Raw genomic sequence first — 16951 nt, 5'->3', positions numbered from 1 at the left:
TCACCCCGTTGTGATCACGCCGCCATCGACGACCATGCATTGCCCGGTCATGGCGCGGCTGGCCGTTGATGCCAGAAACAGCGTCGGCGCGATCATGTCGTCCGGGCTCAGATGTTCCTTCAGGCATTGGCGATCCATATGCGCGGCCAGATCTTCGGGCGTGGCCCACATGTCCAGTTGTTTCTGCGTCAGCACCCAGCCGGGCGCCAATGCGTTGACGCGGATGTTCTTCGGCCCCAGCTCACGCGCGAGCGAGCGGGTCATGCCGGTGATTCCGGCATTGGCCGTCGTATAGATCGGATAGCCCGCATTGCCCATCATGTAGCTGATCGAGCTGAAGTTGATGATCGACCCGCCGGTTTCTGCCATCTGCCGCGCGGCCTGCTGGCAGGCAAAGTAATAGGCTTTGAGGTTCACCGCGATCATCCAGTCCCAGAACTCGGGCGTGGTTTCCTCGAGGCTGTGGCGCTTGTCGTTCGCGGCATTGTTGACCAGCACGTTTAGCGGGCCGTGGGCCTCGGCGGCCTTTGTCATGGTTTTGCGCAGCAGCGCAGTGTCGGTCATGTCGCCCTGCAGGAACAAGGGCGCGCGGCCGTGTTTGGCGCGCATCTCTTCGACGAACGCGCTGGCGTCGGACCGGCCGATAAAGGCGACCTTGGCGCCCTGGGCCAGGAACCCGTCGGTCAGGGCCGCGCCCACGCCGGACCCACCGCCGGTGATGAAGACGGACGCCCCGTCGAGGTCATGGAAAGTGGCTGGCTGGCTCATCAATGGCTCTCTCGGGTCACAAGGCGGGTGTCCTTGCCCACCAGGAAATCAAGGTCGGCCCCCTGATCGGCCTGCAGGACATGGTCGATATACAGTTTGGCATAGCCGCGGGTGTAATGCGGGTCGTCGGGCTGCCAGGCCGCGCGGCGGGCCGCCAGTTCCTGTTCGTCGACCAGCAATTCCAACTCGCCCTTGCTGGCGGACACGCGGATGCGATCGCCGGTTTTCACCAGCGCCAATGGGCCGCCCGCCTGCGCCTCGGGGCTGACATGCAGGATCACTGTGCCGAAGGCGGTGCCCGACATGCGTGCGTCGGAAACGCGGATCATGTCACGCACGCCCTGTTTCACCAGCTTGGCGGGGATCGGCATGTTGCCGACCTCGGGCATGCCCGGATAGCCCTTTGGCCCGCAGCCCTTGAGCACCAGGATGGTCTCGGGCGTCACCGGCAGGTCATCGCGGTCGATATTGGCCTTCAGGTCCTCGATGCTGTCGAAGACATAGGCCTCACCTTCCGTTTCCAGCAGGCTGTCGGTGGCCGCCGAGGGTTTTACGATCGCCCCGTTCGGCGCCAGGTTGCCGCGCAGAACGCGCAGCCCGGCGGCCGGTTTTACCGGATCGTCGAAGGAATGGATCACGTCGCGGTTGAAGCATTCTGCTCCTTCGTAATGGGCCGAGATGTCTTTGTTCAGAACGGTTATGGCCGGGCGCAGATGCGATTTCAGCTCGGACAGGACCACAGGCATCCCGCCGGCATAGCAGAAATCCTCCATCAGGTACTTACCCGAGGGCATGCAGTTGACCAGCAGCGGAATGTCCGACCCGATCTCGAAATCCTTCAGAGTCAGGTCCACGCCCACCCGGCCGGCCAGCGCCAGCAGGTGCACCACGGCGTTGGTGGATCCACCCACCGCGGCATTGGCCAGGATGGCGTTCTCAAACGCCGCCTTGGTCAGAATGTCCGAAGGTTTGAGGTCTTCGTCCACCATCTCGACGATGCGCTTGCCGGTCATGTGCGCCAGCGCCATGCGACGGGCATCGACAGCGGGCAGGGCGGCGTTTGTAGGCAGGCTCATGCCCATCGCCTCGACCAGCGACGCCATGGTCGAGGCCGTACCCATGGTCATGCAGACTCCCTTGGACCGGCTCATGCCGGATTCGGCGTTCATGAAATCCTGCAAGGTCATCTCGCCGGCGCGCACGGCTTCCGAGAACTTCCATACATCGGTGCCCGAGCCGATATCCTTGCCGCGATACTTGCCGTTCAGCATCGGCCCGGAACTGACCACGATCGTAGGCAGATCGACCGAGGCCGCGCCCATCAGCTGGCCCGGCGTGGTCTTGTCGCAACCACCCAGCAGCACCACGCCGTCGATGCCATAGGCGCGGATCGATTCTTCGACATCCATCGCCAGCAGGTTGCGGAACAGCATGGCGGTGGGCTTCATCTGGGTTTCGCCCAGCGACATCACCGGGAATTCGACGGGAAAGCCGCCCGCCTCCCACACGCCGCGCTTGACGCCTTCGGCCAGGTCGCGCAGGCCTGAATTGCAGGGCGTCAGCTCGGACCAGGTGTTGCAGATGCCGATGATCGGGCGACCGTCGAACGCATGATCGGGAAAGCCCTGGTTCTTCATCCACGACCGATGGATGAACCCGTCCTTGTCGAGCTTGCCATACCAATGCTGTGAGCGGCGTTTCTTGGTCATTTGCGGGGCCCTTTCAAGCGGCTTTGGCGGGCTGGCACCAGTCGGGCAGCCAGTCGGCATGGGCGGTCAGCAGGTCACTGACCAAGTTGCGGATCTGGCGCAGGTCCAGTTCGGCGGCGGTGTGCGGGTCCATCATGGCGGCGTGATAGATGTGTTCGGGGTTTTCCTCGACCAAGGCGCGCACGGTCAGTTCCTGCACGTTGATCTGGGTGCGCATCAGGGCGACCAGCTGCGGCGGAATGTCGGTGACGACCGAGGGCTGCACGCCGTTGCTGTCGACCAGACAGGGCGTTTCGACCGCGGCGCCCAGCGGAAGCTGCGGAATCTGCCCGGTATTGGGCAGGTTGCCATAGGCGACGTACGGCGTGTCGGTGACGATTGCGTTCATCAGGTCGGCAGCGAACTCGTGGCTGCGGATCACCTCGATGTCGCGCCCGTCGGTCAGGGTCTTGGCCTGTTCTTTCCAGTTGGCGACCTGCTCTTCGCATCGGGTGGGATATTCGTCCAGCGGGATCTGGAACTGGTCGATCAGGTCCTGACGCCCATCCTTGATAAACCACGGGACGTACTCTGCCAGGTGTTCCGAGCTTTCGGTGCAGAAATAGCCCAGGTGATCCATCACCTCGTACCGCACCTTGTTGGGGCAGCGCGGCATCAGCAGCGGCGCCTTGGGCAATTGGCCCGCGTGATAGCCCCGGCGCAGCGCCGGATACAGGTCGCGGCCCTGATGTTCGAGCCGCAGGAAGAAGGCCACGTGGTTCACGCCGGCAACGCGATAGCGGATTTCATCCTTGGGCAGGTCGAGGTCATGGGCCAGCTCCTCGACCGTGTTCTGGACCGAGTGGCACAGACCGACCTGTTTCAGCGCCGGGAACCGTTCGGCCAGCGCCCAGGTATTGATGGCCATCGGGTTGACATATTGCAGCAGCGTGGCATCCGGGCACAGCTGCGCCATGTCGCGGGCCACATCCCACAGGACGGGCACGGTGCGCAGGCCGCGCATGATGCCGCCCACGCCCAGCGTGTCGGCGATGGTCTGGCGCAAGCCATATTGCTTGGGGATCTCGAAATCGGTGACGGTGCAGGGTCTGTAGCCGCCGATCTGGAAAGCCGTGATGACGAAATCAGCCCCGTCCAGCGCCGCGCGGCGGTCGGTGTGGGTGGACACGGTCGCGCCGGTCCCGACCGAGCGGATCATGGCGCGTGCGACGGTTTCGCTCTCGGCCAGACGCTCGGGGTCGATGTCCATCAGGGCAAAATGGCTGTCGGCCAGCGATGGGGTCAGCAGGGCGTCGCCCACGATGTTCTGCATGAAAATCGTGGAACCTGCACCGATGAAGGTGATCTTGGTCATGACTGTAAACCTTGACTAGGCGTTATTTTACGGCACCGAGGGTCAGACCCGCGATGAAGTGTTTCTGCATCAGAAAGAACATGGCCACCGGCGGCAGGGCCGCGACGATCGAGCCGGCACTCATCAAGTGATAGGCGGCGCGGAACTGCGCGTTGAAGCTGGTGATGCCGGCGGTGACGGGTTGGCTCTCGGCCCCCTGGGTCAGCACGACGGCCCAGAAATAGTCGTTCCAGATGAAGGTGAAGATCAGCACGCTGAGCGCGGCGATCGCGGGCTTCATCAGCGGCAGGACGACGTACCAGAAGATGCGCCATTCGCTGATGCCCTCGACCCGGGCGGCCTCGATCAGCTCGAACGGCAGGGCGCGGATGAAGTTGCGCATGAACAGAGTGCAGAACCCCGTCTGGAACGCGATGTGGAACAGCACCAGGCCGGTTTTCGTGTTGTAGAGCCCCAAGTCCAGCGTCAGGTCGCGCACCGGCACCATCAGGATCTGGAAGGGTACGAAGTTGCCCGCCACGAACATGAAGAAGATCCACAGGTTCGACTTGAACTTGTAAATCCCCAGCGCAAACCCGGTCATGCAGCTGAGCGCCACCGCGCCGATCACCGTGGGAACCGTGATCAGGAACGAGTTCAGCAGATAGCGCGGCATGTCCGAGTTGAAGAACACCTGACCGTAGTTCCTGGCGCCTTCAAAGCTGGAGGGCAGGCCCCAGTAGTTGGCGTTGGTGAAATCCGCCTCGGGCTTGATTGAGAACAGGGCCACGGCCAGCAGAGGGCCGAGCCACAGCAGAAGGGCGATCGGCAGCATCGCCTGATAGGAAATCTGCGCCGCGCGGGGTTGTTTTTCGATCGGTTTGGGAAACATCTCAGTAACCCTTTTCTTCGCGGTACATCGACCATAGGAAGTAGGCGATGAAGCACAGCATGATCAGGAACAGGATCACGGCGATGGCCGCGCCATAGCCCATGCGGAACCCGTATTCCGACAAGGCGACCTCGAACATGTAATAGGCCAGCACGCGCGAGGATCCGAACGGCCCGCCCTGTGTCATGATCGAGATCAGGTCGAACGACCGCAGCGCGCCGATGATGGTCACGACAAAGGCGATGAAGGTCGCGGGGCGCAGTTGCGGCAGTATGATATGCCACAGCATCCGCCCGCCCTTGGCGCCGTCCAGCCGGCCGGCCTCGATCTGTTCGGGGTCCACGGCGTTCAGGCCGGTCAGGTACAGGATCATGCAATAGGCGGTCTGCGGCCAGAGTCCCGCGAAAATTATGCCGTAGGTGACGAAGCGTTCATCCCCCAGGATGTTCACAGGGCCCAGCCCGAACCAGCTGAGAAACTCGTTGAGAAGGCCGAATGTGGGGTCGTAGAACCACGTAAAGACCAGCCCGACCACGACTTGGCTGATGACGAAGGGAAAGAAGAACAGCGACTTGTACAGCCGGATGCCCCAGACCGTCTGGTTGAGGAAAAGCGCGATGAACAGGCCGGCCGGGATCGCTAGCAGGTACATGACCAGCCAGATCAGGTTGTTCTTCAACGAGACATAGAAGGCGTCGCGGTCGACCCATTCCCAATACAGGTCTTCATAGTTGCGCATGCCGACATATTCGGCGGCGCCCAGCCCGTCCCATTCGTAAAGCGACAGGTTGAAGGACTGGAAAACGGGGATGATCACGTAGACCATGAAGAACAGCACGCCCGGAGCCAGAAACAGCCAGGGTGCGATACGTTGCTGATTTCTGTGGAACCAGCTTTCGTGTTCGGTGACGTCGACGGCGGTCATGGTCAATCCCGGTTTGGAGAAGGCGGGACGGGGTCAGACCCGTCCTGTGATTGGCTGAGGCGTGGCCGGGGTTGCCCCGGCCACCACCCGATCAATTGTCGTAGATGCGCTGGCGCGCTCGTTCCAGCTTGGCCAGGATCTTGTCCAGGTTGTCCGGCTTGACCATGAACTCCTGGAAGCCTTCCATCGACACCTTGGCCATTTCCGCCGGTGCGTCGCGATCCCAGAACTGGGCGACGCCGCCGGGGCTGTTGGTCGACAGCATCTTGAAGCCTTCCTGCAGGAACTTGTCATCATCCACTGACGATTTGGCGTTGATCGGCAGCTGGCCCAGGTTCTGGCCATTGTTGATGATGGTCTGCTCCTCGGCCGAGACGACGAAGCGCAGGAATTCGCGGGCCGCTTCCTTGTTCGAGGCGTTGGCCGGAATGTGGAAGGTGTCGGTCGGCGCGTCCTCGGCCAGTTCGACATCGGGGTTGATGGTGACGAACTGGTAGAAGTCCAGCTGGTCATCGGTCAGACCGGCCTCGCGCAGCGGTGCCACGGCGAAGTTGCCCATCAGATAGGCCGCGGCATCACCCTGAACCATGAAGGGCAGGGCTTCTTGCCAGCTGTAGGTCTGGTGGTTGTCGATGAACGCACCCATGTCGATCAGCTGTTTCCAGTTGGCGAAGGTCTGCTTGACCCGCTCGTCTTCCCAGCTGACCTTGCCCGCGGCAAGGTCCATGTGGAAATCGAACCCGTTGGTGCGCATGTTCAGATAGTCGAACCAGCCGCCCGCGGTCCACAGGAACTTGGTGCCGATGGTATAGCAGGCCCGGCCCGAATCCACGATCTTCTGACAGTTCGAGATTTCCTCGTCCCAGGTCTTCGGCTCGCTCAGGCCCAGTTCGTCAAAGATGTCTTTGCGATAGTAGACGCCCCACTGATAGTAGGTGTAGGGCACGCCCCACTGCTTGCCGTCGATGGTCAGCGCCCCCTTGGTCGAGGCGAGGTTCTCGGCGATCTCGGGCTCGGCCCACAGGTCCGACACGTCCTCGAACAGACCCGCCTCGACATAGGGACGCATGCGGTTGGCCGCGTACCAAGTGGCCACGTCAGGCGTGTCGGCGGTCAGGAAGTTGCGGATCTGGGTCTTGTAGGCTTCGCGGTCGATCACGGTGGTCTCGATCTCGAGCCCGGGGTGTTTCTCGGCGAACCGGCCGATCATCGCCTCCATCGTCGCGCGCGGCGCGGGGTTCGACGTGTCTAGGAAAATGCGCAGCTCGCCGGTCAGTTCCGCCGCGGCCGGGGCTGCAATTGCCACGCTGACAGCCAGTGCCGCCGTCGTGCGCTTGAACATGGAATGCATGGTTTCCTCCCTTAGCTTCCATTTAGCGGTTCCAAATAGTGAAACCAAGTTTTATATATTGAAAACTACACATCGAATCGGCTAGGCTTGTCAATACCCTCGCGGCCCGTCCGCAAGGGGAGGTGGAGGAGAGTTCAGACCCGTGGCAGGTGACGGAACCATCGGCAAGGCATGTGAGGTGCTGGAGCAGGTCGCGGCGTTCGGCCGGCCTGTGCGGTTCGCCGAATTGCTGGAAAGTAGCAGCTTTCCCAAGGCGTCCCTGTACCGGTTTCTGCAGTCGCTGACCAATCAAGGCATGTTGTCTTACGACCCAGACCGGCAGACCTATTCGCCGGGGCTGCGGCTGGTGCGGCTGGCGCATTCGGCCTGGACGCAAAGCTCTCTGGCGCCGATCGCGCGGCCGATCCTGGATGCGCTCAGCCTGGAAACCGGCGAGACGGTGCACCTTGCGCAGCTTGATTCCAGTCAGGTTCTGTATGTGGACAAGCGCAATGCCAAGAACCCGGTCGAGATGTATTCCGAAGCCGGAAAGGTCGGCCCGGCCTATTGCACCGGCGTGGGCAAGGCGATGCTTGCCTATCTGGATGACGACCTGCTGGACAAGGCGATTTCGCAGCAAAGCTTTCACTGCTTCACCGACAGGACGCTGACCTCCGAGGCCGAATTGAGGGCCGATCTGGCCCGGATCCGCCAACGGGGCTTTGCCATGGATGATGAAGAGCACGAGCCCGGCATCATCTGCGTGGCCTGTCCGATTCTGACATCGGGCGGACGGATGCTGGGGGCGATCTCGATCACCGGGTCGACCCAGCGCATGGATTTCGATCAGTTGAAGAAATGGGTCCCTCGGGTGCGGTGTGCCGCCGACCAGATCGGGGCCGAAGCCGAAGCATGGCGGTTCCCCGAGGGCCGCAAGGACAGGATGCAAGCATCATGACAGGCGTTACCCTGAAGGGCGCAATCAAGCGGTATGGCCAGACCCAGGTCATTCACGGCATTGATCTGGAAATCGAGGACGGAGAGTTCTGCGTTTTCGTCGGGCCGTCGGGCTGTGGCAAATCCACCCTGTTGCGGATGATCGCCGGGCTGGAGGAAACCAGCGAAGGCGAAATCCGCATCGGTCAGCGTGACGTGACCCACATGGACCCGGCCAAGCGCGGCGTGGCGATGGTGTTCCAGACCTATGCCTTGTATCCGCACATGACCGTGGCCGAGAACATGGGCTTTGGTCTGCGCATGAACGGCGTGCCCAAGGCCGAGATCGACCGGAAGGTGGCCGAAGCGTCAGAAATCCTCAAACTGGACCCGTATCTCAAGCGCAAGCCCAAGGCCCTGTCGGGTGGGCAGCGTCAGCGGGTCGCCATCGGCCGGGCCATCGTGCGCGGCCCCGAGGTTTTCCTGTTTGACGAGCCGCTGTCGAACCTCGATGCCGAGTTGCGCGTAGAAATGCGGGTCGAAATCGCTCGATTGCACCAAGAGATCGGCGCGACGATGATCTACGTCACCCACGACCAGGTCGAAGCGATGACGATGGCCGACAAGATCGTCGTGCTGCGCGATGGCCGGATCGAGCAGGTCGGCGCTCCGATGGATCTGTATCGCGACCCCGACAACCGGTTCGTGGCGGGGTTCATCGGCTCGCCCGCAATGAACTTTTTGGAATGCGATGTCGTCGATGGAACGGTGCGCCATCCCGCCCTGACGGACACGATTCCCGTGACAAAAGGGGTGCCGGCTGATGCCAGGAAGGTGACCTTGGGGATCCGCCCGGAACATATCGGCGTCGATCGGTCCGGTGACAGCTGCACCGTCGATCTGACCGAGGCGCTAGGCGGCGTGTCCTACAGCTATCTTCTGACGCCAAATGGTGACAAGTTGATCGTCGAAGAGCGCGACGACCAGCGCAGCAAGACGGGCGAGCGGATCGGGATTTCGGTCCGGCCCGAACGCGCAATGCTGTTCGATTCCGAAACCGGCCAGCGGCTGCGCTGAACGGTCCTCGACAACCACGTCCACACGCGCCGGGCCGGGGGCTGGGCGCGCTGTGATTCCCGTGGATTCCGAACCCGAAAACCGCTAACGCAGAGGCAGGATCTGCAAGAAAAGGACTGCCGATGCGACCAAATGTTTTCTCGGGCACGATGCCGGCCTTGATGACGCCGTGCAAGGCCGACCGAACCCCTGACTATGACGCTCTGGTTCGCAAAGGGCAGCAGATGATCGAGGCGGGGATGTCCGCGGTTGTCTATTGTGGGTCGATGGGCGACTGGCCGCTGCTGACCGATGACCAGCGTATGGAAGGTGTCGAGCGTCTGGTGCAGGCGGGCCTTCCGGTCGTGGTGGGCACGGGGGCGATCAACACGCGCTCGGCGGTGGCGCATGCGGCGCATGCGCAGAAAGTCGGTGCGGTGGGGCTGATGGTGATTCCGCGGGTGCTGTCGCGCGGCAGCTCGCTGGCGGCGCAGCGCAACCATTTCAAGGCCATCCTGTCGGCGGCGCCCGACGTGCCTGCGATTATCTACAACAGCCCGGTCTACGGCTTTGCCACCCGCGCCGATCTGTTCTTTGCGCTGCGGGCCGAACACCCCAACCTGGTGGGCTTCAAGGAATTCGGCGGCAGCGCCGACCTGCGCTATGCGGCCGAGCACATCACCAGCCGCGACGATGAGGTGACGCTGATGGTCGGCGTCGATACCGAGGTCTACAACGGCTTCGTCAACTGCGGGGCCACCGGGTCGATCACCGGCATTGGCACCGCGCTGCCGAAAGAGGCGCTGTTGCTGGCGGCGCTGTCGAAAAAGGCGGCCGAGGGCCATACCGAGGCCCGCCTGCGCGCCCGCGAACTGGACGAGGCGCTTGGCGTGCTGTCCAGTTTCGACGAGGGCACTGACCTGGTGCTGTACTACAAATACCTGCTGGTGCTGAACGGCGAAGAGGAATACCGCCTGCATTTCAACGAGACTGACGAGCTGAGCGACGCGCAGCGCCGCTATTGCGAGCAACAATATGCGCTGTTCCGCAACTGGTTCGCGGACTGGTCGCGGCAGGGCGGGGTGATCGCCGAATGCATGTGATCGACAGCCATACCGGCGGCGAACCCACGCGGGTGATCCTGGAGGGCGGGCCGGATCTGGGCAGCGGCCCGCTGGCCGACCGGGCCGGGAGGCTGGCCCGCGACCACGCCGATTTCTACCACGCGGTCCTGCGCGAGCCGCGCGGCCAGCCGGCGATGGTGGGAGCGCTGCTGGTGCCGCCGGTCGACCCGGACTGCGTGACCGGGGTAATTTATTTCGACGCGGATGCGGTGCTGGGCATGTGCGGGCACGGCACGATCGGGCTGACCGTGACGCTTGCGCATCTGGGCCGGATCGGGGTTGGCACGCATCGGATCGAGACACCGGCCGGGGTGGTCTCGGTCCGGCTGCATGACGCGCACACGGTGACGGTGACGAATGTCGAAAGCCGCCGCGTGGCCCGCGCGGTCGAGATCGAGGTGCCGGGCCACGGCACGGTGACCGGTGACGTCGCCTATGGCGGCAACTGGTTCTTCATCGTCGATCCCAGCCCGGTGCCGGTCGAGCCCGCGAATATCCGAGCCCTGACCGACCTGGGCGTCGCCATCCGCCGTGCGGCCAATGCCGCGGGTATCGGCGGCGAAGCCGGAGAGCCGATCGATCATGTGATCTTTCAGGAGGCCGCGCCGGCCCCCGACGTCCACAGCCGAAACTTCGTTCTGTGCCCCGATGACGCCTATGACCGCTCGCCCTGCGGCACGGGCAGTTCAGCGCGGTTGGCGTGTCTGGCGGCCGACGGGCGCTTGGCGCCCGGTGATGAAATCGTGCAGGCCAGCGTCATCGGCAGCCCCTATCGGCTGTCCTATCAGCCTGGTCCGAACGGCGGGGTGATCCCCTCGATCACCGGTCAGGCTTTCGTGATGGCCGAAAGCCGCTTGATTTTTGATCCCGCCGATGCATTCCGTTCGGGTATAGCGATCACATGAAAAAATAGAGATCACATGAAGACAGACGTCATCGTTATAGGTGCCGGCGTGGTCGGCATCAGCGCGGCACTTGAGCTGCAGCGTCGGGGTTACGCCGTGCAGGTGTTGGACCGCGAAGGCGTGGCCGCGGGCAGTTCGGCGGGGAATGCCGGAGCGTTCGCCTTCCCCGAGGTCGAACCTCTGGCCACCCCCGGGATCATGAAGAAGGCCCCAAAATGGCTGCTCGATCCGTTGGGGCCGCTGTCGATCCCGCCCGCTTATGCCCTGCAGATCGCGCCGTGGATGTGGCGGTTCTGGCGGGCCAGTCGCCCCAGCCGGTATCAAGCGCTGGTCGCCGCGCAGGCCAGCCTGATGCGCCTGTGCCAGGCCGCGACCGAACGGCAGATCGCCGATACGGGTGGCGAGGCGATGATGCAGCGTGACGGGCAGTTGCAGTTGTACGAAAGCGCGGCCGAGTTCCGTGCCGCCTTGCCCACGTGGGAGTTGCGTCGCCAGCATGGCATCGCCTTCGACTTGCTGGAAAGCCCCGAAGCGATCGCTGAGATCCAGCCCGGGCTCAGCCCACGTTTTACCCATGCCGGGTTCACGCCGCACTGGTGGAATACCGTCGATCCCAAACGCTGGGTCGAGCATCTGGCGCAGGTGTTCCGCGACCGTGGCGGGGTGATCGAGACGCGCCCCGTGCGCGCGCTGGAGCTGTCGGACACGGGCGTCTGGGTGCGCTTCGATCAGGGGGCGGCGGATGCCAGCAAGGTCGTGGTGGCCGCGGGCGCATGGTCGCACCACCTGACCCGTACGGTGGGCGACCGGATTCCGCTGGAGACCGAGCGCGGCTACAACACGACCCTGCCGCCGGGCGCGTTCGACCTGCGGCTGCACCTGGCGTTCTCGCGGCATGCTTTCGTGGCCACCAAAATCAACGGCGGTGTTCGCATCGGTGGTGCGGTCGAACTGGGCGGGCTTGACCTGCCGCCCAATTTCAAACGCGCCGATACCCTGTTGAACAAGGCGCGCCAGTTCCTGCCGGGGTTGAAGACCGAAGGCGGGACGCAATGGATGGGATTCCGCCCCTCGCTGCCCGACAGCATTCCGGTGATCGGGCGGTCTCCGAAATCGCCGCACCTGGTCTATGCCTTCGGGCACGGCCATCTGGGCCTGACCCAGTCGGCCGGCACCGCGGAACTGGTGGGCGCGCTGGTCGACGGCACCGATCCGGCCATCCAGGTCGATCCCTTCGCCGCCACCCGGTTCTGAGCGGGTGATGCGCAGCAGCAAGACCATCCACGTGATCTCGGCCCATGCCGAGGGCGAGGTGGGGGATGTGATCGTCGGCGGCGTCGCCCCGCCGCCCGGCGACACGATCTGGGAGCAACGCAGCTTCATCGCCCGCGACCAGACCCTGCGCAACTTCGTACTTAACGAGCCGCGCGGCGGAGTGTTCCGCCATGTCAACATGCTGGTGCCGCCCAAACACCCAAAGGCCGACGCCGCCTTCATCATCATGGAACCCGAAGACACGCCACCCATGTCCGGCTCGAACGCGATCTGCGTGGCGACAGTGCTGCTGGACGGGGGCATCCTGCCGATGACCGAGCCGGAGACCCACCTGACGCTCGAAGCGCCGGGCGGGCTGGTGCGGGTGAGGGCCGAATGCCGCAACGGCAAGGCCGAACGGATCTTCGTGCAGAACCTGCCCAGCTTTGCCGACCGCCTCGCCGCGCCGCTCGAAGTCGAAGGGCTGGGGACCCTGACGGTGGACACCGCCTATGGCGGGGACAGTTTCGTCGTGGTCGACGCCGCAGCGTTGGGGCTGCGCATAACCGAGGACGAGGCCGCCGACATCGCCCGCTTGGGGGTGGCGATTACCTATGCCGCCAATGCGCAGCTGGGCTTTGCGCATCCCGAGATCCCGGATTGGGACCACATTTCGTTTTGCGCCTTCTGCGGACCGTTGGCCGCAACCGAAACCGGCCTGACCGGCCGATCCGCGGTGGCGATCCAGCCCGGCAAGGTCGACCGCTCACCCACCGGCACCGCCGTTTCGGCCCGCATGGCGCTGATGGCCGCGCGGGGGCAGATGCGGCCGGGCCAGAGCTTCGAGGCCGTCTCGATCATCGGTTCGCGGTTTACCGGCCGTATACTGGGCACAACCCATGTTGGCGACCGCGCCGCCATCCTGCCCGAGATCTCGGGTCGCGGATGGATCACCGGCATCCACCAGCACATGCTGGACCCGGACGATCCCTGGCCGCAAGGTTACCGCCTGCGCGACACCTGGGGCGCCTAGTCCAGAAGGGCCAGCAGGTCGCTGTAAAGTTGCGTCGGAATCTCGGCATATCCTCGGGCGGTGTTACGCGCCCGGGCGGCAAAGCGGCGCTGCGACGGCAGGCGCGCGCCCTGATCGAGGATATCGGCAAACAGGCGCTCGGCCCGCGCGTCGTTGGCCTGTCGCCGCCCGCCGCTGAACTGGTCGGGGTCGAAGGCGATGATGATGTCGCCGTGGTATGGCGCGCCGCCTGTTCCTTGGGCGAATTCCATGCTCTCCAGGCTGGTCAGGTCGTCGATCAGCGGGCCGGCCAGAAGCTCGATCATGATCGACAGGGCCGAGCCCTTGTAGCCGCCGAAGGTCAGCATCGCGCCGTCCAGCGCCGCTTGCGGGTCGGTCGTGGGGTTGCCGTCCTTGTCGATCGCCACGCCTTCGGGCAGGGGTTTGCCCGCGCGCTTGTACAGCTCGATCTCGCCGCGGGCGAAGGCGCTGGTGGCGAAGTCGAAGGTGAACGGGTCCTTGCCCCTGCGGGGCCAGCTGAAGGCCAGCGGGTTGGTGCCCAGGCTGCCGCGCGTGCCCCCGGCCGGGGCCACCCAGGAATGGCTGGGCACCATCGCCATGGCCGCAAGCCCCTCGGCCGACAGGGCCTCGACCTCGGGCCACAGGGCCGAGAAATGAAAACAGCGGTTGATCGCCATGGCCGCGATCCCGTGGGTGCGAGTCTTGTCGACCAGATGCGGCATGCCGGTCTGGAATGCCAGCAACGACATGCCGCCCCGCGCGTCGACGCGCACGATGGCATTGTCCGAGGAGGTGACCTCGGGCTGTGCATGGCCGTCGATCTTGCCGGCCTGCATGGTCTGGGCGCACATGAACAGGCGAAACAACCCGTGCGACTGGCAATCATCCATCTGGCAGGTGGTCAGCATCCGCGCAATCGCCTGCGCGTGGTCGGGGCCATAGCCCACATGGGTCAGGACCTTCAGGCTCAGATCGGTCATTTCCTCGGGCGTCAGCCTTACCGTTTCGCTCATGTTCTGTCCCCTTGGGCTGATTTTGGTCGCCCAAGGGGTAACGGGGAAGCTCGGACCTGTTCAACCCGATAACCGCCAGCACCGGCACCGCTGGGCGGAAATGCCGCCGGCCCTCTTGTGAAGCGTTGAAAATCGCCGAAGAATGCAGGTCATGATGTCAGGACCGCATTCCCCCGACCCCGACGAGGACGAGCCCTTTGCCGGCCCGCGCAGCATCTATGATGTCGATCCCCCGGAAGACGAGGACCTGTGGTTTCTGCCCCCCGACAGCGACCCGGCCGCCGAGGATCTTTTTCCGCCCGGTCCCCGGGCGGACCGGCGCCTGCTGTTCGATCCGCGCGAGTGGCGCGCGGCGCAGGCCGCCGTGGCGCAGGACCTGGCCGAGTTGACCCTGACCTTCGGCGCGTTGGACGAACGGTTGCGGGCGGGTCCGGCGGGCTGGACGCATCGGCTGGCGCTGATGGACGTGTCCGATCTGGGTTGGTGGACCGGCGATCGGATCAGCGTCGACCGGCTGGCACTGTGGACCGGGCTGCGCATCGGAGCCACCGGCGACGACGTACAGGCCCTGTTTCGGGCGGGCTGGGCGGTGCGGCGGCTGACCTCAGGGGCCGGTCCGTCCGACGGGGGCTGGCAGCACGGGCTGGCTGCGTTTCTGGACCGGATGGCGCAGGGCATCGACGAGGTGCCTGAGGCCGTGGCCGATCTGGCCGAAGTAATGGACACTGCCGCCGATCTGCACCCGGTGACCCAGTCGGCCATCGCCTTTCACGCCTGGCGCGCGCTGTCGCAAGGGATGGGTCAGGACACCGAGGCCGCTGTCATCGCCGCTCGCCACGCGGCCACGATGGGGCGGGGTGGGGCGCTGTTCATGCCGCTGGCGCTGTCGGGGCCGGGGGCGTTGCGCAGCGCAGGAGCGCCCGAAGACAAGCTGGGCGCGTGGGTGCGCGGCGCGGGGCAGGCGGCGCTGGCCGCCCTGCTGCACCTGGATCGCGTCAGCGCCTGGGAGTCGCGCGCTCGCGCCGCGACCGATGATCTGAGCGGCCGGACACCGCCGGTTCTGATCGACGTTCTGGCCGCCTGGCCCATGGTTTCGGCGCCGCTGGCCGAGCAACTGACGCAGGCCTCGCGCGCGGCGGTGCAGCGCAATCTCGACAAGTTCACCAGCCGCAGGCTGATCCGCGAGGTGACTGGGCAGGGGCGGTACCGCGTCTGGGCGGCGGCGCTGTGATGCGGCGGGCCTAGCGGCCTACGCCAACATAGGTGTCGAAACCCGATTTCAGCGCCATTTCGCGGGCGTAGATGTTGCGCAGATCGACCATCCGCGGGGATTTCATCGCCCGGGCCATCTGGGACAGGTTCAGAGCGCGGAACTCGTTCCATTCGGTCAGCAGCACGACTGCATCGGCATCGCGCACGGCGGCATAGGGGTCGTCCTCCCATACTACGCCTGGCAGCAGGGCCTCGCCCTCGGCGCGGCCCTGCGGATCGACCACGCGCACCTGAGCGCCGCCGCCGATCAGCGCCGGTACGATGGTCAGCGAGGGTGCATCGCGCATGTCATCCGTGTTGGGCTTGAAGGTCACGCCCAGCACCGCGATGGTCTTGCCGTTGAAGCTGTCTCCGCAGGCGTCGCGGATCTTTTCGATCATGCGCTTCTTGACCTCGTCATTCACCCGCATGACTGTCTCGGTGATCTGCATGGGAAAGGCGTGATCCTGGCCGATCCGCGCCAGCGCGGCAGTGTCCTTGGGAAAGCAAGACCCGCCATATCCGGGACCGGCATGCAGGAACTTGTTGCCTATGCGCCCGTCCAGACCGATGCCCCGCGACACCTCCTTGACGTCGGCGCCGACCCGCTCGCACAGGCCGGCGATTTCGTTGATGAAGGTGATCTTGGTCGCCAGAAAGGCATTGGCCGCGTATTTGATCATCTCGGCGCTTTCCAGATCGGTGGTCAGGATCGGAAAGTCCCGCAGGTACAGGGGGCGATAGATGTCTGCCATCACCTGAGCGGCGCGGTCGCTCTCGACGCCCACCACGACCCGGTCGGGACGCATGAAATCGTCGATCGCCGCGCCTTCGCGCAGAAATTCGGGGTTCGAGGCGACGTCGAAATCGGCCACGGGGTTGGCGACCGAAATGGTCTCGTGAACCTTGCGGTTGGTGCCCACGGGCACGGTCGATTTGGTGACGACCACGGTATAGCCGGTCAGGGCGCGAGCGATCTCGTCGGCAGCGGCCATCACATAGGTCAGGTCGGCATGCCCGTCTCCGCGGCGGGTCGGCGTGCCAACGGCGATGAACACCGCATCGGCCCCATCGACCGCCCGGGCCAGATCGGAGGTGAAGCTGAGCCGTCCGGCGGCCACGTTCTTGGCCATCAGCATGTCCAGCCCCGGCTCATAGATCGGAACCTGACCCGCCTGCAGCATCCGAATCTTGTCTTCGGCCTTGTCCACGCAGATCACGTCATGGCCGAAATCCGAGAAACACACCCCCGACACCAGCCCTACGTAACCGGTGCCGATCATCGCAATACGCATTGTCCACTATCCCTTTCTGGTACCCACCGTGGCGGGCGGGCACACATTCTGAGAATCTTCCGCCGGTTTCAATGGCTGTCTGCCGGACCGGCTTGCAATCTGGTTCGTCTTGCTGTTTTAGGAGCGA

Annotated in this window: 15 protein-coding genes; 7 read left to right on the top strand and 8 right to left on the bottom strand. The window is 64.4% G+C overall.

Annotated elements, in window-relative coordinates; genetic code table 11:
* From AC2FMD_RS08250 to AC2FMD_RS08225, 6 genes are all read right to left on the bottom strand, one after another.
* Window positions 1–768 (bottom strand): SDR family NAD(P)-dependent oxidoreductase, encoded by a 768-nt coding sequence (locus tag AC2FMD_RS08250; protein ID WP_496794907.1) that lies wholly within the window; start codon window positions 766–768, stop codon window positions 1–3.
* Window positions 768–2477, bottom strand: a complete 1710-nt coding sequence (locus AC2FMD_RS08245; RefSeq protein WP_496711748.1) for an IlvD/Edd family dehydratase — start codon at window positions 2475–2477, stop codon at window positions 768–770. The genes AC2FMD_RS08250 and AC2FMD_RS08245 overlap by 1 nt, the downstream gene beginning before the upstream one ends.
* Window positions 2478–2490: 13 nt before the next feature.
* On the bottom strand, window positions 2491–3831 hold the full coding sequence (locus tag AC2FMD_RS08240) for an alpha-glucosidase/alpha-galactosidase (protein ID WP_496743498.1): 1341 nt from the start codon (window positions 3829–3831) through the stop codon (window positions 2491–2493).
* A 22-nt stretch (window positions 3832–3853) separates the two neighbouring features.
* Complete coding sequence (locus tag AC2FMD_RS08235) at window positions 3854–4702, bottom strand: carbohydrate ABC transporter permease (protein WP_496682354.1); 849 nt, start codon at window positions 4700–4702, stop codon at window positions 3854–3856.
* Between the two features lies 1 nt (window position 4703).
* A complete protein-coding gene (locus AC2FMD_RS08230; RefSeq protein ID WP_496794906.1) occupies window positions 4704–5627 on the bottom strand; it encodes a carbohydrate ABC transporter permease in 924 nt (307 codons plus the stop codon).
* Window positions 5628–5718: 91 nt separating this feature from the next.
* Complete coding sequence (locus tag AC2FMD_RS08225) at window positions 5719–6978, bottom strand: ABC transporter substrate-binding protein (protein WP_496741620.1); 1260 nt, start codon at window positions 6976–6978, stop codon at window positions 5719–5721.
* Window positions 6979–7120: 142 nt separating this feature from the next.
* Between AC2FMD_RS08225 and AC2FMD_RS08220 the strand changes: the two genes are divergently transcribed.
* The 6 genes from AC2FMD_RS08220 (at window position 7121) to AC2FMD_RS08195 (ending at window position 13265) form a co-directional block, all read left to right on the top strand.
* On the top strand, window positions 7121–7915 hold the full coding sequence (locus AC2FMD_RS08220; protein ID WP_496741622.1) for an IclR family transcriptional regulator: 795 nt from the start codon (window positions 7121–7123) through the stop codon (window positions 7913–7915).
* Complete coding sequence (locus AC2FMD_RS08215; protein WP_496741624.1) at window positions 7912–8970, top strand: ABC transporter ATP-binding protein; 1059 nt, start codon at window positions 7912–7914, stop codon at window positions 8968–8970. The genes AC2FMD_RS08220 and AC2FMD_RS08215 overlap by 4 nt, the downstream gene beginning before the upstream one ends.
* A 122-nt stretch (window positions 8971–9092) precedes the next feature.
* Window positions 9093–10052 (top strand): dihydrodipicolinate synthase family protein, encoded by a 960-nt coding sequence (locus AC2FMD_RS08210; protein ID WP_496713350.1) that lies wholly within the window; start codon window positions 9093–9095, stop codon window positions 10050–10052.
* The gene (locus AC2FMD_RS08205; RefSeq protein WP_496713348.1) at window positions 10043–10978 is read left to right on the top strand and encodes a 4-hydroxyproline epimerase; all 936 of its coding nucleotides are present in this window, start codon (window positions 10043–10045) and stop codon (window positions 10976–10978) included. Before AC2FMD_RS08210 ends, AC2FMD_RS08205 begins: the two co-directional genes overlap by 10 nt.
* A 15-nt stretch (window positions 10979–10993) precedes the next feature.
* Window positions 10994–12232 (top strand): NAD(P)/FAD-dependent oxidoreductase, encoded by a 1239-nt coding sequence (locus AC2FMD_RS08200; protein ID WP_496741626.1) that lies wholly within the window; start codon window positions 10994–10996, stop codon window positions 12230–12232.
* Window positions 12233–12239: 7 nt separating this feature from the next.
* Window positions 12240–13265 (top strand): trans-3-hydroxy-L-proline dehydratase, encoded by a 1026-nt coding sequence (locus AC2FMD_RS08195; protein WP_496741628.1) that lies wholly within the window; start codon window positions 12240–12242, stop codon window positions 13263–13265.
* Here AC2FMD_RS08195 and AC2FMD_RS08190 read toward each other — a convergent pair.
* A complete protein-coding gene (locus AC2FMD_RS08190; RefSeq protein WP_496741630.1) occupies window positions 13262–14278 on the bottom strand; it encodes an Ldh family oxidoreductase in 1017 nt (338 codons plus the stop codon). The two genes, AC2FMD_RS08195 and AC2FMD_RS08190, sit on opposite strands and share 4 nt — an antisense overlap.
* 142 nt (window positions 14279–14420) lie before the next feature.
* On the opposite strand from AC2FMD_RS08190, the gene AC2FMD_RS08185 reads away from it, so the two are divergent.
* Entirely contained in the window at window positions 14421–15509 is a 1089-nt protein-coding gene (locus AC2FMD_RS08185; RefSeq protein ID WP_496741632.1) for a helix-turn-helix domain-containing protein, read from the top strand.
* Window positions 15510–15519: 10 nt separating this feature from the next.
* Here AC2FMD_RS08185 and AC2FMD_RS08180 read toward each other — a convergent pair whose 3' ends face one another.
* Window positions 15520–16824, bottom strand: a complete 1305-nt coding sequence (locus AC2FMD_RS08180; RefSeq protein ID WP_496741634.1) for a UDP-glucose dehydrogenase family protein — start codon at window positions 16822–16824, stop codon at window positions 15520–15522.
* Window positions 16825–16951: the final 127 nt, after the last annotated feature.

Source organism: Ruegeria sp. BHSC276, from assembly GCF_059612945.1.
This window is presented reverse-complemented; position numbering and strand designations above follow the sequence as displayed.

Bases quoted from the DNA above. Each gene is read 5' to 3' on its own strand.
- AC2FMD_RS08250 (WP_496794907.1), bottom strand. From the start codon at position 768: ATGAGCCAGCCAGCCACTTTCCATGACCTCGACGGGGCGTCCGTCTTC.
- AC2FMD_RS08245 (WP_496711748.1), bottom strand. From the start codon at position 2,477: ATGACCAAGAAACGCCGCTCACAGCATTGGTATGGCAAGCTCGACAAG.
- AC2FMD_RS08240 (WP_496743498.1), bottom strand. From the start codon at position 3,831: ATGACCAAGATCACCTTCATCGGTGCAGGTTCCACGATTTTCATGCAG.
- AC2FMD_RS08235 (WP_496682354.1), bottom strand. From the start codon at position 4,702: ATGTTTCCCAAACCGATCGAAAAACAACCCCGCGCGGCGCAGATTTCC.
- AC2FMD_RS08230 (WP_496794906.1), bottom strand. From the start codon at position 5,627: ATGACCGCCGTCGACGTCACCGAACACGAAAGCTGGTTCCACAGAAAT.
- AC2FMD_RS08225 (WP_496741620.1), bottom strand. From the start codon at position 6,978: ATGCATTCCATGTTCAAGCGCACGACGGCGGCACTGGCTGTCAGCGTG.
- AC2FMD_RS08215 (WP_496741624.1), top strand. From the start codon at position 7,912: ATGACAGGCGTTACCCTGAAGGGCGCAATCAAGCGGTATGGCCAGACC.
- AC2FMD_RS08210 (WP_496713350.1), top strand. From the start codon at position 9,093: ATGCGACCAAATGTTTTCTCGGGCACGATGCCGGCCTTGATGACGCCG.
- AC2FMD_RS08205 (WP_496713348.1), top strand. From the start codon at position 10,043: ATGCATGTGATCGACAGCCATACCGGCGGCGAACCCACGCGGGTGATC.
- AC2FMD_RS08200 (WP_496741626.1), top strand. From the start codon at position 10,994: ATGAAGACAGACGTCATCGTTATAGGTGCCGGCGTGGTCGGCATCAGC.
- AC2FMD_RS08195 (WP_496741628.1), top strand. From the start codon at position 12,240: ATGCGCAGCAGCAAGACCATCCACGTGATCTCGGCCCATGCCGAGGGC.
- AC2FMD_RS08190 (WP_496741630.1), bottom strand. From the start codon at position 14,278: ATGAGCGAAACGGTAAGGCTGACGCCCGAGGAAATGACCGATCTGAGC.
- AC2FMD_RS08185 (WP_496741632.1), top strand. From the start codon at position 14,421: ATGCAGGTCATGATGTCAGGACCGCATTCCCCCGACCCCGACGAGGAC.
- AC2FMD_RS08180 (WP_496741634.1), bottom strand. From the start codon at position 16,824: ATGCGTATTGCGATGATCGGCACCGGTTACGTAGGGCTGGTGTCGGGG.